Consider the following 18,594-nt stretch of genomic DNA (forward strand, 5'->3'; position numbering starts at 1 on the left):
TGGAGCATCGCGCGCTGCTCGTGTGAACGGAAGCCGGGAACCGGGAATGCGCGTCATGCCTGATCTGACGCTCGATCTTCGATACCTTAAGTATGCTATCCATGTCGCCGAAGCGGGTAGTTTCCGCAGGGCGGCGGATCGCCTTTCAATATCGCAATCAACGGTCAGCCGCCGCGTTCAGATGCTCGAACGGCAGCTTGGCGTTTCCCTGTTCAAGCGCACGCGATCGGGCGCTGGATTGACGCCGGAAGGAGAGCGATTTCTGCAGCAAGCTGCGGTCGGGGCGAGGTATCTTCGCGAGGCCGCCACTGAGATGCGATCGGTCCGTAAACTTACGACTGGACTAGTCAGGTTCGGGATGCTCGAGGCGTTTCCGGCATGTCCCATAATCGACCTCTTGGCGACCTTTAGACAGCGACACCCGACGATCGAGGTGAAGCTCGAAGAAGGCACGTCAGAGCAGAACACCCTCGGCGTGGAGCGCGGGCTGCTAGACGCGGCGATCAGCCTGGCCGCAACGAAGGGCCCTCCGTTTCAGATTCGACGGTTGTGCGAACCCGACCTCTTCGTTGCCCTATCACCCATACACCAACTCGCGTCGCGACCGCGGCTCGCCTGGGAGGACATTTGCAACGAAGTCTTTCTTGTCCGCTCCGATGGTGCCGGGCGCGAACTCGCAGCTATTCTCCGGCGGATGCTGGGCGCTGCCGAAGAGGCGATCCAACTGTCTATCCAGCAGGTCAGCAGGGAAACACTTCTGACCATGGTCGAGCAAGGCTTCGGGCTGACGATAACGAGCGTCGTGGATCGGCCTGATATTGCATTGGTTCCGCTCACACCCGCGCGGGCGCCGACGGCGTCTATGATTTCGTCGAGCGATAACGACAATCCGGCTCTGCCGCTGCTGCTGAAGTGCTTCAATGTCCTGCCAGCCTTCACGCGGAGCAGCGCCAGCTAATCGGAGGCGTTCTGGGTCTTCGTACGCCTAGCCTTCGAGAACCCTCGATCGGTTGCGATGAACCGCTGCAACATCGGTACGATCAACCGCGCGGGCTCGACAGCAGGCATACCTTGTTCGCGCCCTAACAAATCCGCGTAGTCGGAAAGGTCTTGGTGGAGAGCCGCCGGCAGCTCCACCTGAACCTTGATCGGCTTCTCGTCGGCGATGGGACCTAGCTTGAGCTTCGACATCATCAGCCCCCATAAGGTTCGAGAACGAGATCACGGGTCACGACGACACGGACAGGAAATCCCGGCCGGATCGTCAATGTTGGAGCCACGTTGAGCTGCCGTCTGACGATCTGCTGACCGGCATCGTTGATCGTGTCTTGACCGCCATTCCGGATCGCCTGGATGAGACGGTCGTCATTGTCGGCGGCGAGCTCGGCGCCGACTCCGAGAAGAGTCGAGAGACCGGCGGCCTTGGCAAGATCCCACCAGTGGTAATCGACGCCATCCTGCAGGCCGGCATAGCCTTCGACGTCTGCGCCGGGCTGGCGCTCGAGCACTATCGAACGGCCATTTGGGAAGATCAGTCGATTCCAGACTAGCAGGACGCGGCTTTGACCGAATTGCACATTGTTATCGTACTGGCCGATAATGCGCGTGCCTTGTGGCACGAGCAGAATGCGCCCTGTCGGGCTGTCGTAGATGTTTTCGGTCACCTGAGCGGTGATCTGGCCCGGGAGGTCGGATCGGATGCCGGTTATAAGAGCTGCCGCGATAACTGCGCCGGCCTGAAGTACATTTGGCGACGCTGGAGCAACGACGCGATCGGGCGACACCGTCCGTCGATCGGTCGCTGCGTTCAGGAAAGCGTTCTGACGCTCCTGCGCGGAGGGTGTGGCCGGCGGAGGCGCGAGGCCGAGGCTCGCCAAATCCGGAGCGTGCGGGAGTGCTGGGGCAGCTCCCGCTGCAGCGGGAGCGCCCCGGCTGTCCGATCCGGAGAAGAGGCGGCTGGTCCGCGCGGTCTCGATCTCCTGAAGGCGGCGCTGCTCTTCCGCGCTGATACCGGGGTTGGGCGTGGCGATAACGGGAGCGGGCACCGGCTGTCCGCGATCCTGGGTGCTGAGGATCGGTCGGCCGAGGTCACCGGGAAGGGGCGGACCGAGTTGGGGCACGCCACTGTAATCTCGCGGCAGGCCGGCCAAGCCGTCAGCCGTCGAGCGATTCTCGGTCGAATAGAGTTCGTCGTTGGGCCGACCGGCGTCGCGCGTCTGGAGCGCGTAGAGCAGTGCACCACCAAGGCCGACGCTGGCGACAAGACCAAGGCCGGCGAGGACCTTGCGCGATAGTCGAGTGACGCGGGGCGGTTCGGCGCGCAGACGCATCGGCGCTGGCAAGACCGGCTCGCCGGTCAGGGGCTGTGCATCATCGTCTGGCACTTCCTCATTTGGGGGCGAGTTCGCGCTCACGAGGTGGGCCTCCCGTCGGTTCGGACGATCCTGACGCGCTTCTGCTCGCGACCGGAACCGAACCGCAGTTCCGCCGCCGCGAAGAGTCGATCGACGATCATGTGGTGGCCGCGAACGCGGTAGTTCACCAGTTCTGAGGTGTTGCCCTCGGGCCCGACGACGAAGAGCGGCGGCATCTCGCCCTGACCAATGCCTCGCGGAAACTCGATGAAGACCTGGCGACCGTCGTCGAAGGCGCGCAGTGGGCGCCAAGGAGCGCGGTCACCCTCGATGGCATAGCGGAAATTGACGTTCGCGAGATCGACACCGCTCGCAACCGGTTGAGCGGCCTGCGCGTCGGAATTCTGCCGGCGCAGCGCGATGAGTTGATCCTGCGGATACTGCCAGGACACTGAAGCCATGTAGGTTCGCTCTGTCGACCGCAACTCCATGTGATAGGTGCGCATGTTGGTGTTGATGACCAGGTTCGTCATCAGGTCGGCCCGTGTGGGCTTCACGAGGATGTGGATCTGGCGCGTCGCGCCCGATCCGCTCTCGGTGTCGCCGATGATCCAGCGCACCGTGTCCCCGGCCGCAACAGGGCCTGCGCCGACGAGCTGTTCGCCGGGCTGAAGCGCGATGTCGGTGATCTGACCGACAGCGGTATATACCTGATAGAGCGCGCCTTGCGTCCAGGGATAGACCTGCATGGAGTTGATGAAGCCGTCGCGCACCGGCTGGACGCGGGCCGCCTCATTAGCCTGGTTGACGCGCGCCGTTGGGTTGGCGGGCTCGGGCGCGCGTCGCGTCTCCGGCACACGCTGCAACTGGCCGGGTAGCGGCAGCGGCCGCGGCAGTTCGACCACGGTGACGGGCGCTGGCGGATCGACGGTCTGCACGGCGGGAGCCGCGTTGTCGTAGGAGATCTCGGGCGGTGGGTTCGTGGTGGCGCAGCCCGCGAGCGCAGTTGTCGCCAGCAGGACCATCGGGATTGCGGCTCTGCGGAGAGCCGGGATTACAAGTGCGTGTGAAGCCGGGTTTCCGGCTTTACGGAAAGACGGCTTCATTGCCCAAGCTCCCGTGACCAATTGATGGCGTTGACATAGATGCCGAGCGGGTTTGCCCTCAGCCGATCGGCGTTGCGGGGGACCTGCACGACGATCGTCAGGATCGCGGTCCAGCGCGTGGTCTCGGCGAGCTGGCCGTTCTCATAGCGGCGCTCGACCCAGGCGACGCGGAAGCTGTCGGGCGAGGCGCGGATGACGCTTGAGACATCGACAGCAACCTGCTGTCGGCCGACCCGCGTGAACGGGTCGTTCGAGCGAGCATAGTCGTTGAGCGCCATGGCGCCGCGATCAGTGGTGAAGTCGTACGCCCGTAGCCAGTTCTGGCGCACGATGATCGCGTCCGCCGGGATGCTGCGAACCTGTTCGATGAAGCGCGCGAGATGAAAGGCGATTTGTGGATCGGTGGGCCGGAAGTCGGCCTCGGCGGGTGCGACCGCCTGGGACTGACCCAGTCGATCGACCTGCACGACCCACGGCACGACGGTCCCGCGAGCTGATTGCACGACGAGGGCGGTGGCGAACCCCGCCGTAAGGATCAGCGAGCCGAAAGCCATCAGCCGCCAGTTTTTCGCCTGGATCCTGGAGGCCCCGATCCGATCGTCCCAGACTTGGGCAGCACGTTGATACGGCGTCTCCGGCTCGGGTGCCTTGCCGTAGTGAGTGGATGGTCGTTTGAACATTAGCGGTCGCCTTGAGTCAGATTTACCGAGGAACCGCCGCCATGGGCGTCGCCAGAGCGGACGGCATGAGCCGTGGCCTGGGCGGCGTGAGTCATTTGCTGGGACCGGCGCATTCTCTGCGCCCAAGCCGGCGGCCCGCCAGCGCTCGCAGGCGCCGCGCCATCGCTGGCGGCATCACCCCCTATCGAGCCCATGGTGGACGTTCCGCCTGTCGCTTCGAACGCCGCTTTGCCGCCTGCGTTGAAGCTTGACCTCATTGTGTCGGCAGCGCGCGATGCGGCACGGCGCAGAGGTGAGACAGCCGCGCTGCCGCCTGCACGCGCAACGCCTCCGAGGCCGGAGGCCACCCCGGCCGCGCCGGACTGTCCGGCTGCGCCAAGGCTGTAGGCTGTGGACGCTCCACCCGCGATGGCGGCGCCACCACGAGCTGCGGCTGCCGCACCGCCTGCCAAGGCCGCGCCGCCGGAGGCTGCTGCACCGACGGCGCCGGCGCCAAGAGCGACCACGCCGCCCGCTGCGAGGCCGGTTCCTATCGCCGCGCCTGCACTGAGCTGCGGGCCGCCAGAAACGAGCCCGGTGGCGATTCCGGGACCAAAAATGCCGAGGCCGAGAAGTGACAACGCGGCCAGCACGATCGCCATGGCTTCGTCGATCGACGGATTCTGCCCGCCAAAACCGGAAGTGAACTCTGAGAAGAGCGTTGACCCGATGCCGATGATGACAGCGAGGACCAGAACCTTGATGCCGGAGGAGATGACGTTGCCGAGCACGCGCTCGGCCATAAACGCGGATTTGCCGAACAGGCCGAACGGGATCAGGACGAAGCCGGCGAGCGTCGTCAGCTTGAATTCAATGAGGGTGACGAACAGCTGGATGGCGAGAATGAAGAAGGCGAGCAGGACCAGCGCCCAGGCAAGAAACATGCAGGCAATCTGGATGAAGTTCTCGAAGAACGACCAGTAGCCCATCAGGCTGGAGATGGAGTCGAGCAATGGTCGACCGGCGTCTAGGCCGGTCTGCGCGACTCTTCCCGGGCGCATGAGGTCCGCAGTTGAAAATCCGGTGCCACTCGCCTTCAGCCCGAGACCGGCGAAGCTCTCGAAGACGATACGTGCGAGGTTGTTCCAGTTGCCGATGATGTAGGCGAAGACGCCGACGAAGAGCGTTTTCTTCACCAGCCGCGCCATGATGTCGTCGTCGGCGCCCCAGCTCCAGAACAGTGCCGCGAGCGTCACGTCGATGACGATCAGGGTCGTGGCGATGAAGGCGACCTCTCCGCTAAGCAGGCCGAACCCGCTGTCGATGTAGCGAGTGAAGACCTCGAGGAAGTGGTCGATGACGCCGGTGTTGCCCATGATGCTATCGCGCTTCGTTGATCTGTGGCGTGCTCGGCGCGGTCGGCGCGTGATCTTGCGCGTCTGTCCCTCGTGGTTGAGGGCTGAAGACGTCACCGATGGGTGATGCTACGTCCGGCAAGCGCTCGACGGGACGAGAACCGGGCGCGAGAAAGCGGTGTCGGTTCTCGGCCCAGGCCCGGCGGCAGGCGGGGTCTCGCGGACCTTCTTCACCGAGTGCCTGGCAGCGGATGAGCGCGTCGCGCAGGGGATCCGCAGTTTCTTGAGGCGTTCGTCCGGACGACCAAGCCTCAGGCACTTCCTCTTTCCGGGACATCTCGATCGCGGTCGCGGTGACCGCAACCGCGACGAAAATCACGGCGCCCATCCGAGCGACCAATTTGCCGTCCACGGTCGGTCCCCTCAATTGCCGTTCGGGAACATGCGCGCATTGCCCGGCTGGTAGCCGCTGCCGGGCGTGAGAAAGCGACGGCGCTGCTCACGACCCTGTTCCGCCGCTGCGGCGCGCTCGGCTTCGGATAGGCTCTGAGCGCGCCCGTTAGCGGCGACGACGGCGGTGAGGTCGGCGAGCTGTTGGGCCTGCAGTGCGAGCAGTTGATTGCCGGCCTGCGTCGCCTGCAACGCCCCCGTCGCGCCCTGGCTTTGGCCGATAAGCGCTGACATCTCCGTACGGTTGGTGTCGATGTTGCCGACAACACCCGCCTGGACCCGCATAGCGTCCTGCAGACCACCGACAGTGTTCTGCCAGCGCTCCCGCGCCTGTGTGACGAGCGCCTGATCCGAGGCGGACATCGAGGCATTGCCATAGGTGGTCTGGAATGCTCGGTCGATCTGTTGGACGTTAAGGGCTATCCCCTGCGCCTCGCTCAGAAGCTGTTGCGTCCGCTGAACCGACTGTTGAAGCTGCTGAAGCGAAGAGTGCGGGAGGCTGGCAAGATTGCGCGCCTGATTGATCAGCATCTGAGCTTCGTTCTGAAGCTGAGTGATCTGCTGATTCACCTGCTGGAGGGTCCGCGCCGCAGTGAGGACGTTCTGGGCATAGTTCGTTGGGTCGTAGACGATCCACTGAGCGGCAGCCGGGGTGCTGAGGACCGGTGAAAGTGCGAGCGGGACCGCGAGGAGTGCGGCCGTCACGCGCAGTGCGCGACTGTGGGTTTGAATCAGACGTGTCATGGACGTGCCTCCGGGTCTTGTTGATTGACGTTGGTGAGGTCGGTGATCAGGTCGGCAGCCCAGTCGAGTCGGTTGGCCGCCAGCCACTCGGCGAGGAACCCCTCGGTGCCGCTTCGGGCGTGGACATCGGCGATCATCGCTTGATGCTGTTTGGATGAGGCTGCGCACAGCGCCAGCGCCACATCCGACAGGCCCAGCTCGAACAGGCGATTGCCCCGTCGCGACTGGCAGTAATAGTCTCGCTTGGGCGTTGCCCGCGCGAGGATTTCGATCTGCCGGTCGTTGAGACCGAAGCGGCGGTAAATCGCGGTGATCTGCGGCTCGACCGCGCGCTCGTTCGGCAGGAGGATGCGCGTTTGGCAGCTCTCGATAATCGCCGGCGCTATCGCAGAGCCGTCGATGTCGGAGAGCGACTGGGTGGCGAAGATGACGCTGGCGTTTTTCTTGCGCAGCGTCTTCAGCCATTCGCGGAGTTGTCCGGCGAAGCCGTCGTCGTCGAGGGCGAGCCAACCTTCATCCACGATCAGGAGTGTCGGCCGGCCGTCGAGGCGGTCCTCGATGCGATGGAAGAGATAGGCGAGCACCGCTGCCGCTGCACCGGTGCCGATCAGACCTTCGGTCTCGAAAGCCTGGACATGCGCCTCGCCGAGATGCTCGGCCTCAGCGTCCAACAGCCGGCCATAGGGGCCGCCGACGCAGTAGGGTCGCAGCGCCTGTTTCAGGTCATTGGACTGGAGAAGTACCGACAGCCCGGTCAACGTGCGCTCGGCGACCGGCGCTGACGCCAACGACGAAAGCGCCGACCACAGATGCTCCTTGACCTCGGGCGTGACCGGCACGCTCTCTCGGGAGAGGATCGCGATCAGCCAGTCGGAGGCCCAGGCGCGCTCGGCGACGTCGTCGATGCGGGCGAGCGGCTGGAGCGACACACTCTCCTCGGAACCCTCGGTCAAACCGCCGCCGAGATCATGCCAGTCGCCCTGCATGGCGAGCGCCGCGGCGCGGATCGATCCGCCGAAGTCGAAGGCGAAGACCTGAGATTGTGCATAGCGGCGGAACTGGAGCGCCATGAGTGCGAGAAGCACCGATTTACCGGCGCCGGTCGGCCCGACGATCAGCGTATGACCGACATCGCCGACGTGGATGGAAAGCCGGAACGGGGTCGAGCCCTCCGTTCTGCCGTAAAGCAGTGGGGGTGCATCGAAGTGCTCGTCCCGTTCCGGTCCCGCCCACACCGCTGACAGCGGGATCATGTGAGCGAGATTCAATGTGCTGATGGGCGGCTGGCGGATGTTGGCGTAGACATGCCCGGGGAGTGAGCCCAGCCAGGCGTCGACAGCATTGATGGTCTCAGTCATCGCCGTGAAGTCGCGGCCCTGAATGACCTTTTCCACAAGCCGGAGCTTCTCGGCCGCGACGCGGGGATCATCGTCCCAGACGGTGATGGTCGCGGTCACGTAGGCTTGGCCGGCATAGTCGGCGCCCAGTTCCTGCAGCGCCATATCAGCGTCAGCGGCCTTGTTGGCTGCGTCAGTGTCAACGAGCGCCGATGCCTCGTTGGTCATCACCTCTTTGAGAATGGCGGCGATCGACTTGCGCTTTGCGAACCACTGCCGCCTGATCTTCGTCAGCAGCTTGGTCGCGTCGGTCTTGTCGAGCAGGATCGCTCGGGTCGACCAGCGATAGGGAAAGGCGAGCCGGTTCAGCTCGTCGAGGATGCCGGGCGTCGTCGCGGTCGGGAAGCCGACGATAGTGAGGATGCGTACGTGCGCATCTCCAAGCCGGGGCTCCAGCCCGCCGGTAAGCGGCTGATCGGCGAGCAAAGCGTCGAGGTACATCGGCGTTTCGGGCACGCGGACGCGATGGCGCTTCGTCGAGATCGTCGAATGCAGGTAGGTGAGCGTTTCGGCGTCATCGAGCCATACGCACTCCGGCATGAAGGCGTCTATCAGGTTGAGGATACGGTCGGTGCGATCGACAAAACTTCGGAGCACTTCGCGCGCATCGACGCCGGCATGGTCCCGACCCTCGTAGAGCCAGGTCTCGGCACGGGCGGCATCCTCGGCCGGCGGTAGATAAAGGAATGTGAGGAAGTAGCTGGACTCGAAATGGGCGCCGGCTTCTTCAAAGTCTGCCTTGCGCTCGGCATCGACAAGCGCCGAAGCGCTGTCGGCAAATGTGCTTGCCGGATATGACACCGCGCCATGGCGCTGCGCTTCGACGAATATGGCCCAGCCGGAACCGAGGCGACGGAAGGCGTTGTTCAGCCGGCCAGCGACGGCGACGAGCTCGGCTGGCACTGCGCTGTCGAGGTCAGGACCGCGAAAGCGGGCCGAACGCTGCAGACTGCCGTCTTTGTTGAGGACGACGCCTTCGCCGGCGAGCGCCGCCCAGGGTAGGAAGTCGGCAAGCCGGGTATTCCGATTGCGGTATTCGGATAGGTTCATCACTGCCCGGCTCCTCAAGTCGCCAAGTGGCCGGGGATGCGCAGATGTTTGCGCACGACGTCGACAAATTGCGCATCACGTTTGGCCGCCCAGACGGCGGCGAAGTGGCCGACTGCCCATAGCGCCAGCCCGACCAGCCAAAGGCGAAGGCCCAAGCCAAGCGCGGCGGCCAGGGTGCCATTGAGGATCGCGAGCGAGCGCGGCGCACCGCCGAGCAGGATGTGCTCGGTCAGCGCACGATGAACCGGCACGGAAAAGCCCGGCACGTCCGCGCTATGATCCGCTCCAACGGCCATCAGACAAGCGCCCCGCCGCCGAACGAGAAGAACGACAGGAAGAAGCTCGACGCGGCGAAGGCGATCGACAGGCCGAACACGATCTGGATCAGGCGGCGCGCTCCGCCCGACGTGTCGCCGAAGGCGAGAGTCAGGCCGGTGATGATGATGATCATCACCGCGATGATCTTTGCGACCGGGCCCTCGATCGATTCGAGGATCGACTGCAGAGGAGCTTCCCATGGCATCGACGAACCGGACGCATGAGCGGCAGGTGCGAGGGCTATGGAAATGAAAGTGACGGAAGCCGCCGTGGCGATGTGACGGCGGATGCGCAGGGCATGCTTGATCATTACCTGTCTCCTGAGATGGACGGAATTGTTGGAGTGACGCAGTAGTCACCGTCGGGGCCCATGCCTTCGACGCGGGCAAGCTCGGTCAGGCGGCGCGAGGAGCCGCGGCCGGAGAGCACCGCAACCAGATCAATGGTCTCGGCGATCAGCGCGCGCGGAACCGTGACGACGGCTTCCTGGATGAGTTGCTCCATCCGGCGAAGAGCGCCGATAGCGGTGCCGGCGTGGATCGTGCCGACGCCGCCGGGATGGCCGGTGCCCCAGGCCTTCAGCAGATCGAGCGCCTCTGCACCGCGCACTTCGCCGATCGGGATGCGGTCGGGACGAAGACGCAGCGAGGAACGGACAAGATCGGAGAGAGAAGCGACGCCGTCCTTCGTGCGCATTGCGACCAGGTTTGGCGCGGCGCATTGCAGTTCACGGGTGTCCTCGATCAACACGACGCGATCGGATGTCTTCGATACCTCCGCTAACAGGGCGTTCGTGAGCGTGGTCTTACCGGTGGAGGTGCCGCCGGCGACGAGGATGTTCCGCCTATGAAGAACGGCCTGACGCAGCGTTTCGGCTTGGTCGGACAGCATGATGCCAGCCGCGACATAGTCATCGAGCGTGAACACGGCGACGGCTGGCTTCCGGATCGCGAAAGCCGGCGCTGACACCACCGGCGGCAGAAGGCCCTCAAACCGCTCCCCTGTTTCAGGCAGTTCGGCGGAGACGCGGGGCGCCCCGGCATGAACCTCGGCCCCGACGTGATGTGCGACAAGTCGAACGATGCGTTCGCCGTCGGCTGGAGATAGGCGTTCACCGGTGTCGGAGAGACCTTCCGACAACCGGTCGACCCAGAGCCGCCCGTCGGGGTTGAGCATCACCTCGACGATCGCGGGGTCTTCCAGAAACGTGGCGATCGCCGGGCCGAGCGCAGTGCGCAGCATCCGAGCACCGCGAAGGATCGCCTCCGATTTCTGGTGAGCTGCCGTCACGTCGTCCCCGTTCTTTTGCGGGACCGCCGCGGGCGCCCCTGGATCGGGGATGAGTAGAAGAGGCAGAAATCATGGCGTGACAACAACCATCATGTGGCCGTCGTACTGTGGCGTACAAAGACAGGGAAACGGCGGAACGGTCGAATACTTGTGATACGTCAAACAGTGATTATTCCGCGTCGCGCGCGGGGATGTCTTCCGCGATTTCCTGCCTGAGCTTCGGACCTTGCGCGAGTCGTCTGCCGAGCGCGGTCACGAAGGCTTCGTAGCGCTCCGACGCTTTGGCGCGAGCCGCGACCTGCGCCGGCTCCGGCAACGGCGGGTTGGAGGTCAGCCAGAAGCGGATGAACACGGCGAGCGTCTCGACCGATATTCCCAGATCGCGCTCCATGCGCGCCATGCGTCGGTCGAGCTGGTCAAGCCGCTTCGTCGTCGCGGCCTCCTGACGCTCGGCAGCGTCCGGCGAGAGGAATGAAGCGATACCGGCCTCGGCTACCAGTGACAGGGACAGATCGCGCCGGGCAGCATGGGCTGCGAGCGCCTTCATGACGTCCGGGTCGAGATAGACCGACAGCCGCTGCTTCTTCAAAGGTTTGGTCACCCCCGCCTCCTACAGATCGATGCCATCGCCAGGATCGAGCGATGCCTGCCGAGCGACCTGGCGCATGGTCTGCGTCATGCGGCTGAGGCGCGCAGCATCCTCATCGACGTCGTCGCGAGGATCGATCTCGAATTCGTTGTCGACGATCGCCTTGCGTTCGACGGTTTTCATGCGGCTCAGTTCAGGCTGATGCCGTTGCTCGGAGTCCGTCGGGTCGTCGTCGGCTAGGTTATCTGCCGTAGCTGGCGCACTCAGCACGGGAGGTTCCGGTATGGCGAGCGCGCTCCAATCGTCGGCTCGAGCGCTTGCGGGCTTCGTGAGTGCGGGAGGCGTAAGGATGCGCTCCTGAAGCCGACGATCCTCGTAATAGCGTGCCTTCTTTGCGCGGATAGGCGGGATGCCGGCGACCATGACGATCTCGTCTGACGGCGGGAGCTGCATGATCTCGCCCGGCGTGAGCAATTGCCGTGCAGTCTCCGAGCGCGACACCATCAGGTGGCCGAGCCAGGGCGATAGCCGGTGGCCGGCATAGTTCTTCATGGCCTTCATTTCGGTCGCGGTGCCAAGCGCATCCGAAACGCGCTTCGCAGTTCGCTCGTCGTTGGTGGCGAAGCTGACGCGCACATGGCAGTTATCGAGGATCGAGTTGTTCGGACCGTAGGCTTTCTCGATTTGGTTCAGCGATTGCGCGATGAGGAACGCCTTCAGACCGTAACCCGCCATGAAGGCGAGCGCGCTCTCGAAAAAGTCCAAGCGCCCAAGCGCAGGAAACTCGTCGAGCATGAGCAGCAGCCGATGGCGATTGCCTTTCGCCTGGAGGTCCTCGGTCAGACGGCGGCCGACCTGATTAAGGATCAGGCGGATCAGCGGCTTGGTCCGGTTTATGTCAGATGGCGGCACCACGAGGTAGAGCGTGGTCGGATACTTGCCGCCGACCATGTCGGCGATGCGCCAGTCGCACCGACGGGTAACTGCCGCGACCACGGGATCGCGATACAGGCCGAGGAACGACATCGCTGTCGACAACACCCCGGAGCGCTCGTTATCGGACTTGTTGAGCAGCTCGCGGGCGGCGCTGGCAATCACCGGATGTGGACCGGCCTCGCCGAGATGGGCGGTCTTCATCATCGCCGCGAGCGTCGACTCGATCGGGCGCTTCGGATCGGAGAGGAAGGCGGCGACGCCGGCCAACGTCTTGTCGGCCTCTGCGTACAGGACATGCAGGATCGCGCCGACCAGAAGCGCGTGCGATGTCTTCTCCCAGTGATTTCGCTTTTCGAGCGAGCCTTCCGGGTCGACGAGAATGTCTGCGATGTTCTGCACGTCGCGGACTTCCCATTCGCCGCGGCGCACTTCGAGCAGTGGGTTGTAGGCCGCCGACTTCGCGTTCGTCGGATCGAAGAGCAGCACGCGGCCATGCCGTGCGCGATAGCCGGCGGTGAGCGTCCAGTTCTCGCCCTTGATGTCGTGGACGATCGCCGACCCCGGCCAGGTCAGGAGCGAAGGCACCACCAGGCCCACGCCCTTGCCGGAACGGGTCGGCGCGAAGCACAGCACATGCTCCGGACCGTCATGGCGGAGATACTCGCGCTCATGCCTGCCGAGTACGACTCCGTCGGGGCCGAGCAGTCCTGCCGCCTTCACCTCTTCCGGTCGTGCCCAGCGGGCCGAGCCATAGGTCTCGACATTCTTGGCTTCACGCGCCCGCCATACCGACATGCCGATCGCGACGGCGATGGAGATGAAGCCACCCGACGCGGCGATGTAGGCGCCCTCGACGAAGATCGGCGGCGCATAGGCGTCGTAGAAATACCACCACCAGAAGAAGGCCGGGGGATAATAGATCGGCCATCCGGCCAGTTCGAACCAAGGCTGACCGAGCTGGGGCTGGAAGCCGAGACGGTAGGCTGTCCATTGCGTGGCGCCCCAGGTCGTCATCAAGACGATCAGGAACACGGTGAGGATCTGCCCCCAGAGGATTTTCGTCGCCGACATGGCAGGCACTCCTTTCTTGGTGGGGCTACATGCCGAGGCCGCGATTGCGGCCGAAGCTCCAGTCGACGCCGCCGCCCCCGCGTGAGACCCCGGAGACGTGCTGGCCGAGTTGACGTTCGAGAGACGGCGTCCAGGGCACGAGCTGGAAGCCGAGCCCGTCGTCGATCATGGCGAAGCGGCCCGAGGCGAGCGCAAAGCGTTGCCGATAGGTGCCCGCTACATACTCACCCGTTCCGGCCTTGGTGAATGGCCGGCCGGTTTCGGCCGCGAGCTTCTCGCCGAGCGCTTCGACCTCGCGCTGGCGCAGCGAGTCGATCAGTCCGGGCGAGAAGCTGACGCCACGGGTCTGCCGTTCGGCGAGCCCTTGGTGGATAAGATGCTCGGCGCGTCGGTCCATTGCCTGCCGCACCTCCGCGCCAAAGCCGCCACCACCGAGAGCCACCGGTTCGCGGGCGATGGCCTGCCGGTCGAGCCAGGTGGCGCCGGTCGCATGGACCTGCTGTTCGATATCGAGATCGGATCGAACAGCGAGTGCGACACGGCGGCGGCCCTGCACGTCGTCAAACTTGCGCAGCTCGACGATCGAACCCGGCGCGCTGTCGGCAGCCGCGTCGAGATCGGGGAGCTTAATATGATGGGTTCGCCCGTCGGTGCCGTCGACTACGGCGTAGGCCGTGCCCTTCAGTTCGTTGTCGAGACCGCGATCGACCAGACGCCCGATGACAGGGTCATCGATGCTTTCGCCCGCGAGCACATAGCTTCCGGCGCCACGCTCTATGCCGCGCTCGGTCAGGCCACGATGGATGCGCTTGATGATGTCGCCGCGTTCACCGAGGGCGCGCAGCGTCTTCTCCGCAGTCTCCGAGACAACCCACTGACCGGGACCGACCTGATCGGCGAGATCAAGCGTCTCCAGCTTGCGCAGCCTGCCGACCTTCAACGCGTGGAACTCGTCAGGCTTCTGATCGGGACGTGGCGCGAGGTCGACGATGCCGGTGCGATAGCTGTCGCGGGAGATCTGCCGATCGAGATCGGTCCAGCGTTCCGCCTCGACCTGACGTCCGAGGTTACGACGGATCTCCTGCTCGGTGCGGGGCCCCAGTTCCTGGGTGACGAGGTCTTGCGCGCGGGCGCGCATGCCTTCCTTGATGTAGTCGCGGGAGATTACGAGGTCCTGGCTGTCGTCGGTACGTCCCCGCAGGATGATGTGGACATGGGGATTGTCGGTGTTCCAATGATCGACGCCGACCCAATCGAGCTTGGTGCCGAGGTCCTTTTCCATCTGCCCCATCAGGTCGCGGGCGTATGTCCTGAGGTCGGACATCTCCGTTGCGTCCTCCGGTGAGACGATGAAGCGGAAATGATGGCGGTCGTCCTGGGTTCGCTCAGCGAAGGCCTTCGGATCGGCGTCTCCGGTCTCGGGACCGAACAGCTGGGCCTTCTCCCCGTCCCGGGTAACACCCTCGCGCCGGAGGTAGCTGAGGTGGGCGCTAAGCGGCGCGGCCTTAGCGGTGTGCCGCACGACGCGCGTCTTGATAACCACGTTGCGCGACCGGCTGGTCAGGAGCCGGTTTGCCTGCACTGTCGCGCGTTGTCCGCGACCGAACCGCGAGCGATTGCTCGTGGTGATCTGGCCGGAGCGCGAGATGCGGCCGCCAGCCCGCTGTGCGGCCGCAAGTGCCTGAGCGATGAAGGGCCGTGCCTGTTGCGCGCGTGTCGAGCGGATGCGGCCAGGCCGGATGCGGAAATCGTCCTCGCCGCTCATCGCCAAAGCTCCGCACATCGCGCAAAGCGAAGGAACCACTTGGAAAAATGGCGATTGCGCAGGCTGCGCCAGTTGGGCGCACCTCGCGCAAATGCGCCATAAGTCCCTGAAAACACACGACCGCACCAAGCCGCACATCGCCGGCTTTTATCTCGCCATCGTTCGGTTGTGCTGACTGCTCCCCCTCCGCAGACTGCCCATCTCCCGCCAAGGCACGCCACGGTACGCACGGGTGCGAACGCGGTCATCGCGGTCCCCCGGAAACGCTGCGCGTAACGAAAAGGCCATCGGTGGGCGAAGCCACGGGGCCTTGATCGCGCACCGGGGCCGCCGCCGTGGCGGTGTCCGGCTTGCCGTCAGACTGCAACGGCACGGCAGCCTCTCTGCCGGCCGACTGTACGACGAAGAGCGGCGCTCTCGTCCAAGTTAGCGGATCGGCGGCCGCCACCATGACAGGGCCGGTGAGTTCACCGCCCCCGACGATGGGGGCGAGCGTCGCGACATAGGCGCGCGTTTCGGCCGGCAATGGGCGGCCGGCGAGATACTCTTCGTAGCGGCCCGGACCCGCGTTGTACGCCGCCAAAAACCCCGGCGATCCGTAGCGGTCGTGCATCTCGCGCAGATATGCAGCACCCGCCAGAATGTTGTCCCGGGGGTCGTAGGGGTTGCCGCCGAGCCGATGCCGGACGCGCAACTCCTCCCACGTGGCGGGCATGATTTGCATCAGGCTCATTGCGCCGGCCGACGAGATCGCGCGCACATCGCCCGCGCTTTCGACGCGCATGACGGCACGAATCCACGTTTCTGGAACGCCAAACCGCTGAGACGCCTCTGCGATGTACGCGCCATAGGGATCGCTGCGTGATGGCTGCTCGACCTGCGCCTGCTGGGCGCAGGCAGTGCTCGCGGCGGATCCGGCGAGGACCAGGCCGGAAAGGAGAAGGAGAGCTGCACGTCGGAGGGCGATCCTCCCTCCGACGACAGGTTTGATGCGTGTGGCGGGCATCGTTCAGTCCAGCTCGCCGCGCTTTGGCGGGCGGTTCCAGTGCAGGGCCCAGGCGGACTTGTCGTCGGCCGACTGGAACAGGTTGGCGCGGATCGGATGTTCGAAGGTCGGATCGTCAAGCTGCAGCGAGACGTATTCGCCGGCCTTCTCGCCGGTGCGCTTCCAGCCCGCGCCGATCTCCGCGCCGGTCTCGTTGCTCATGGTGTCGAGCACATGGACGCGGTAGTCGGGCGCGTTCTCAGCTTCGGATGGCTCGGCCGCGACGATGATGATGTCCTGGTGCAGGGAAAGTGTCGTCAGATGGCCGATGAAGCCATCATTCTCGCGCATGAATTGACCGATCACGGGCATTGTTCGTCTCCTTAAGATTGCGGTGGACAGGGTCATGGGCGCGCCGTCACCGCGTCGGCGCGCGCCAGACGAAGCGGCCATCGCCGTCCTCGTCGGTGTAGAGAGGGGTGGCCCGGCCGATCACGGCGGTGGCCGGAAGCGGGCCGAAGTAGCGGCCGTCGAGACTGTCGCGGACCTGCCAGTTCATCAGGAACAACTCTCCAGCCGCGACCAAGCGGCAGCCCTGCCAAACGGGGAGCGGGCGACCGCGACGATCGCGATCGAGGGCGTCGCCGATCGGCAGGCCGTCGACCGTGATGGCGAGCCCGGTCCGGCAAACCCGTTGACCCGGGAGCGCGGCGACGCGCTTCAAGAGCGGCACGCCGCGTGGCAGGTAGTCGCCATCGGACAGGAATGTTGCGAGCGGCTCGGGCGCGTCGACCGCCACCAGATCGGTCACGTCGAGGGCGCCCACATCGCCGATTGTGTAGAAGCCGACCGGCGTGCTGGCTGAAGCGTTCCAGATGAGGCGCGGCGCGAATGAGGCGATCGAGGCGAGGCCGAGAAGCGATACGGCCGCCGTCGTGACGATGGCGTAGGAGAGCCGGGTCATGCGCCGATCTCCCGACGTAGGAGAAAGGCCTGGTGCTGTCGCAGGCCGTAGGCGCGCGGCGCTTCGCCGACAGTCAGCCGGTTGTGGACGTGACGCCAATGATCCGGCGAGACCTCGATCGGGTCGATGCCGCGCGCCTCGATCGCGTCGATGGCTTGGAGCATGCGCTCCACCTTCGGCCAGCCGTCGACGCGCAAGAGGATGTCCGCGCCGGGCGTGACGGTCGGCATCGTCTGGCACGGCGCAGCAGGCTCAACAGCACGCAGGATGTCGAGGCGCGAGAGCACGGTCCCGTGCTCATTTGCGGCCCATCGGACCAGCGCAAAGATACTTCCGGGAGGGAAGAAGAGGATGCGTCGGCGCCGGTCGAGGATCTGTTCGCGTAGCTCGCGACCGAACCGTATCCATTGCTCCGTTCGCTTCTCGACCCAAGTAAGTTCGACCTGGGTGAGAGTGTCGGCCGGCAGCTCGATGGCGGCGCGGCCGACGCGCATTGGCGCGGCGACATGGCCGGTCATGATCCTTCTCCTGAGGGGGGTGGGAATTCGCGCTCGAACAGCGCGCGCAGCATGTCGGCGACGGTCTGACCGCGCTGGAAGGCGGCAATCTTGATGCGGCCGCGCATATCCGCAGTCACGTCGATCGTCAGTCGCGCCGAGAAGTCCTCGCCGGCTTGTGCGCGCGGGTGGTGGCGCTCGGGCGCCTTGATCCAGCTCTCCGGATCGACCGGACGCGCCGCGAAGCTGCGTTTCGGGGACCGCGCGCTCATGCGCCGATCCTCGCGACTTCCGCCGCGAGCGCGGCGATCTCGCGCGCGCCAGGGCAATCCTCGTCCTGCTCGGCGGCGAGCCGGCCGGTCTGCACGACATCGGCGAAGACGATGCGCTGGCCGATCGTGGTCGAGAGCAAGGGCGGGTCGTGATCCGCGAGCGTTTCGGCGGTCTCGCGCGCCAACACGGTGCGAGCCGCGCAGCGGTTCAGCACGAAGCGGGCGGCGAGCTGCGGGCGGTAGATGCGTGCCTCCCCGAGCAGCGAGAGCATTTCGGCGGAGGCCCAGCCATCGAGCGGCGACGGCTGCACCGGAATGAGCACGAGATCGGCCGCGAGCAGCGCCGAGCGCATCAGCCCAGCGACGCGCGGCGGGCCGTCGATGACGACATGGTCAACGTCGCGGGCCAACTCCGGCGCTTCGCGGTGGAGCGTGTCGCGGGCCAGGCCGACGACACCGAACAGTCGCTCCAACCCCTCTCGGCTGCGCTGCTGCGACCAGTCGAGCGCCGAACCCTGGGGGTCGGCGTCGATCAGCGTCACGCGCTGTCCACGGCGAGCCCATTCGCCGGCGAGGTGCAGGGCGAGCGTCGTCTTCCCGACGCCGCCCTTCTGGTTGAGCAGCGCGACGATCATGACGGTCTCCCGGCGATCGGGGACTCGTCCACAGCGGCCGAAAAGCACGGTCGCGTTAGAAAGATTCCGTAGGAATCTAGGTTAGATAAGTTACAGGGCTTGCAAGTCGCTGATTCAGCGCGAGGATTCGTCGAATCCGGTCCCCGATAGCACGAGA

The 18,594-nt window shown here is 65.2% G+C and carries 21 protein-coding genes; 1 reads left to right on the forward strand and 20 read right to left on the reverse strand.

The features are described 5' to 3' along the window. Nucleotides 1-55 precede the first annotated feature (55 nt). On the forward strand, nt 56-958 hold the full coding sequence (locus ATE64_RS04780) for a LysR family transcriptional regulator (protein WP_058454400.1): 903 nt from the start codon (nt 56-58) through the stop codon (nt 956-958). Here ATE64_RS04780 and ATE64_RS04785 read toward each other — a convergent pair. The 20 genes from ATE64_RS04785 to parA form a co-directional block, all read right to left on the reverse strand. Continuing rightward, complete coding sequence (locus ATE64_RS04785) at nt 955-1,191, reverse strand: DUF2274 domain-containing protein (protein WP_024350817.1); 237 nt, start codon at nt 1,189-1,191, stop codon at nt 955-957. The two genes, ATE64_RS04780 and ATE64_RS04785, sit on opposite strands and share 4 nt — an antisense overlap. 2 nt (nt 1,192-1,193) lie before the next feature. Continuing rightward, entirely contained in the window at nt 1,194-2,414 is a 1,221-nt protein-coding gene (locus ATE64_RS04790; RefSeq protein WP_058454257.1) for a TrbI/VirB10 family protein, read from the reverse strand. After that, the gene (gene trbG, locus ATE64_RS04795; RefSeq protein WP_058454256.1) at nt 2,411-3,460 is read right to left on the reverse strand and encodes a P-type conjugative transfer protein TrbG; all 1,050 of its coding nucleotides are present in this window, start codon (nt 3,458-3,460) and stop codon (nt 2,411-2,413) included. Before trbG ends, ATE64_RS04790 begins: the two co-directional genes overlap by 4 nt. Beyond that, the gene (gene trbF / locus ATE64_RS04800) at nt 3,457-4,140 is read right to left on the reverse strand and encodes a conjugal transfer protein TrbF (protein ID WP_024350821.1); all 684 of its coding nucleotides are present in this window, start codon (nt 4,138-4,140) and stop codon (nt 3,457-3,459) included. The genes trbG and trbF overlap by 4 nt, the downstream gene beginning before the upstream one ends. After that, nucleotides 4,140-5,495 (reverse strand): P-type conjugative transfer protein TrbL, encoded by a 1,356-nt coding sequence (gene trbL, locus ATE64_RS04805; RefSeq protein ID WP_024350822.1) that lies wholly within the window; start codon nt 5,493-5,495, stop codon nt 4,140-4,142. Before trbL ends, trbF begins: the two co-directional genes overlap by 1 nt. Before the next feature lie 4 nt (nt 5,496-5,499). Next, a complete protein-coding gene (gene trbK-alt, locus ATE64_RS21020) occupies nt 5,500-5,886 on the reverse strand; it encodes a putative entry exclusion protein TrbK-alt (protein WP_070154328.1) in 387 nt (128 codons plus the stop codon). Nucleotides 5,887-5,897: 11 nt separating this feature from the next. Continuing rightward, nucleotides 5,898-6,668: a P-type conjugative transfer protein TrbJ gene (gene trbJ, locus ATE64_RS04810; RefSeq protein ID WP_029660577.1), complete on the reverse strand. Its 771-nt coding sequence runs from the start codon at nt 6,666-6,668 to the stop codon at nt 5,898-5,900. Then, nucleotides 6,665-9,118 carry a conjugal transfer protein TrbE gene (trbE, locus tag ATE64_RS04815; RefSeq protein ID WP_058454255.1) on the reverse strand — a complete coding sequence of 818 codons (2,454 nt, stop codon included), beginning with the start codon at nt 9,116-9,118 and terminating at the stop codon, nt 6,665-6,667. The genes trbJ and trbE overlap by 4 nt, the downstream gene beginning before the upstream one ends. Before the next feature lie 11 nt (nt 9,119-9,129). Then, the gene (locus ATE64_RS04820; RefSeq protein WP_027297074.1) at nt 9,130-9,411 is read right to left on the reverse strand and encodes a VirB3 family type IV secretion system protein; all 282 of its coding nucleotides are present in this window, start codon (nt 9,409-9,411) and stop codon (nt 9,130-9,132) included. Further along, nucleotides 9,411-9,743, reverse strand: a complete 333-nt coding sequence (locus ATE64_RS04825; RefSeq protein ID WP_024350826.1) for a TrbC/VirB2 family protein — start codon at nt 9,741-9,743, stop codon at nt 9,411-9,413. The genes ATE64_RS04820 and ATE64_RS04825 overlap by 1 nt, the downstream gene beginning before the upstream one ends. After that, nucleotides 9,743-10,723 (reverse strand): P-type conjugative transfer ATPase TrbB, encoded by a 981-nt coding sequence (gene trbB / locus ATE64_RS04830; protein WP_058454254.1) that lies wholly within the window; start codon nt 10,721-10,723, stop codon nt 9,743-9,745. Before trbB ends, ATE64_RS04825 begins: the two co-directional genes overlap by 1 nt. A 169-nt stretch (nt 10,724-10,892) precedes the next feature. Further along, nucleotides 10,893-11,324, reverse strand: coding sequence for a hypothetical protein (locus ATE64_RS04835; RefSeq protein ID WP_024350828.1), 432 nt, complete (start codon nt 11,322-11,324; stop codon nt 10,893-10,895). A 9-nt stretch (nt 11,325-11,333) separates the two neighbouring features. Then, entirely contained in the window at nt 11,334-13,319 is a 1,986-nt protein-coding gene (locus tag ATE64_RS04840; protein ID WP_058454253.1) for a conjugal transfer protein TraG, read from the reverse strand. A gap of 25 nt (nt 13,320-13,344) precedes the next feature. After that, complete coding sequence (locus ATE64_RS04845; protein ID WP_058454252.1) at nt 13,345-15,084, reverse strand: VirD2 family relaxase/mobilization nuclease; 1,740 nt, start codon at nt 15,082-15,084, stop codon at nt 13,345-13,347. A 244-nt stretch (nt 15,085-15,328) separates the two neighbouring features. Next, the gene (locus ATE64_RS04850; protein ID WP_058454251.1) at nt 15,329-16,090 is read right to left on the reverse strand and encodes a lytic transglycosylase domain-containing protein; all 762 of its coding nucleotides are present in this window, start codon (nt 16,088-16,090) and stop codon (nt 15,329-15,331) included. 3 nt (nt 16,091-16,093) lie between these two features. Then, entirely contained in the window at nt 16,094-16,441 is a 348-nt protein-coding gene (locus ATE64_RS04855) for a DUF736 domain-containing protein (protein ID WP_058454250.1), read from the reverse strand. A 46-nt stretch (nt 16,442-16,487) separates the two neighbouring features. Continuing rightward, nucleotides 16,488-17,033 carry a S26 family signal peptidase gene (locus tag ATE64_RS04860; RefSeq protein ID WP_058454249.1) on the reverse strand — a complete coding sequence of 182 codons (546 nt, stop codon included), beginning with the start codon at nt 17,031-17,033 and terminating at the stop codon, nt 16,488-16,490. Further along, the gene (locus tag ATE64_RS04865; RefSeq protein WP_058454248.1) at nt 17,030-17,551 is read right to left on the reverse strand and encodes a DUF2840 domain-containing protein; all 522 of its coding nucleotides are present in this window, start codon (nt 17,549-17,551) and stop codon (nt 17,030-17,032) included. The genes ATE64_RS04860 and ATE64_RS04865 overlap by 4 nt, the downstream gene beginning before the upstream one ends. Further along, nucleotides 17,548-17,802 carry a hypothetical protein gene (locus ATE64_RS04870; protein ID WP_058454247.1) on the reverse strand — a complete coding sequence of 85 codons (255 nt, stop codon included), beginning with the start codon at nt 17,800-17,802 and terminating at the stop codon, nt 17,548-17,550. Before ATE64_RS04870 ends, ATE64_RS04865 begins: the two co-directional genes overlap by 4 nt. Continuing rightward, nucleotides 17,799-18,437 (reverse strand): ParA family partition ATPase, encoded by a 639-nt coding sequence (gene parA / locus ATE64_RS04875; RefSeq protein ID WP_027297065.1) that lies wholly within the window; start codon nt 18,435-18,437, stop codon nt 17,799-17,801. The genes ATE64_RS04870 and parA overlap by 4 nt, the downstream gene beginning before the upstream one ends. Between the last annotated feature and the right edge of the window lie 157 nt (nt 18,438-18,594).

Source organism: Sphingopyxis sp. H073, assembly GCF_001468395.1.
In the GTDB taxonomy this organism is placed as follows: Bacteria; Pseudomonadota; Alphaproteobacteria; order Sphingomonadales; family Sphingomonadaceae; genus Sphingopyxis.

Coding starts and splice junctions, on each gene's coding strand:
- ATE64_RS04780 (WP_058454400.1), top strand. CDS start 56: ATGCCTGATCTGACGCTCGATCTTCGATACCTTAAGTATGCTATCCAT.
- ATE64_RS04785 (WP_024350817.1), bottom strand. CDS start 1,191: ATGTCGAAGCTCAAGCTAGGTCCCATCGCCGACGAGAAGCCGATCAAG.
- trbG (WP_058454256.1), bottom strand. CDS start 3,460: ATGAAGCCGTCTTTCCGTAAAGCCGGAAACCCGGCTTCACACGCACTT.
- trbF (WP_024350821.1), bottom strand. CDS start 4,140: ATGTTCAAACGACCATCCACTCACTACGGCAAGGCACCCGAGCCGGAG.
- trbL (WP_024350822.1), bottom strand. CDS start 5,495: ATGGGCAACACCGGCGTCATCGACCACTTCCTCGAGGTCTTCACTCGC.
- trbJ (WP_029660577.1), bottom strand. CDS start 6,668: ATGACACGTCTGATTCAAACCCACAGTCGCGCACTGCGCGTGACGGCC.
- ATE64_RS04820 (WP_027297074.1), bottom strand. CDS start 9,411: ATGGCCGTTGGAGCGGATCATAGCGCGGACGTGCCGGGCTTTTCCGTG.
- ATE64_RS04825 (WP_024350826.1), bottom strand. CDS start 9,743: ATGATCAAGCATGCCCTGCGCATCCGCCGTCACATCGCCACGGCGGCT.
- ATE64_RS04840 (WP_058454253.1), bottom strand. CDS start 13,319: ATGTCGGCGACGAAAATCCTCTGGGGGCAGATCCTCACCGTGTTCCTG.
- ATE64_RS04845 (WP_058454252.1), bottom strand. CDS start 15,084: ATGAGCGGCGAGGACGATTTCCGCATCCGGCCTGGCCGCATCCGCTCG.
- ATE64_RS04850 (WP_058454251.1), bottom strand. CDS start 16,090: ATGCCCGCCACACGCATCAAACCTGTCGTCGGAGGGAGGATCGCCCTC.
- ATE64_RS04855 (WP_058454250.1), bottom strand. CDS start 16,441: ATGCCCGTGATCGGTCAATTCATGCGCGAGAATGATGGCTTCATCGGC.
- ATE64_RS04860 (WP_058454249.1), bottom strand. CDS start 17,033: ATGACCCGGCTCTCCTACGCCATCGTCACGACGGCGGCCGTATCGCTT.
- ATE64_RS04865 (WP_058454248.1), bottom strand. CDS start 17,551: ATGACCGGCCATGTCGCCGCGCCAATGCGCGTCGGCCGCGCCGCCATC.
- ATE64_RS04870 (WP_058454247.1), bottom strand. CDS start 17,802: ATGAGCGCGCGGTCCCCGAAACGCAGCTTCGCGGCGCGTCCGGTCGAT.
- parA (WP_027297065.1), bottom strand. CDS start 18,437: ATGATCGTCGCGCTGCTCAACCAGAAGGGCGGCGTCGGGAAGACGACG.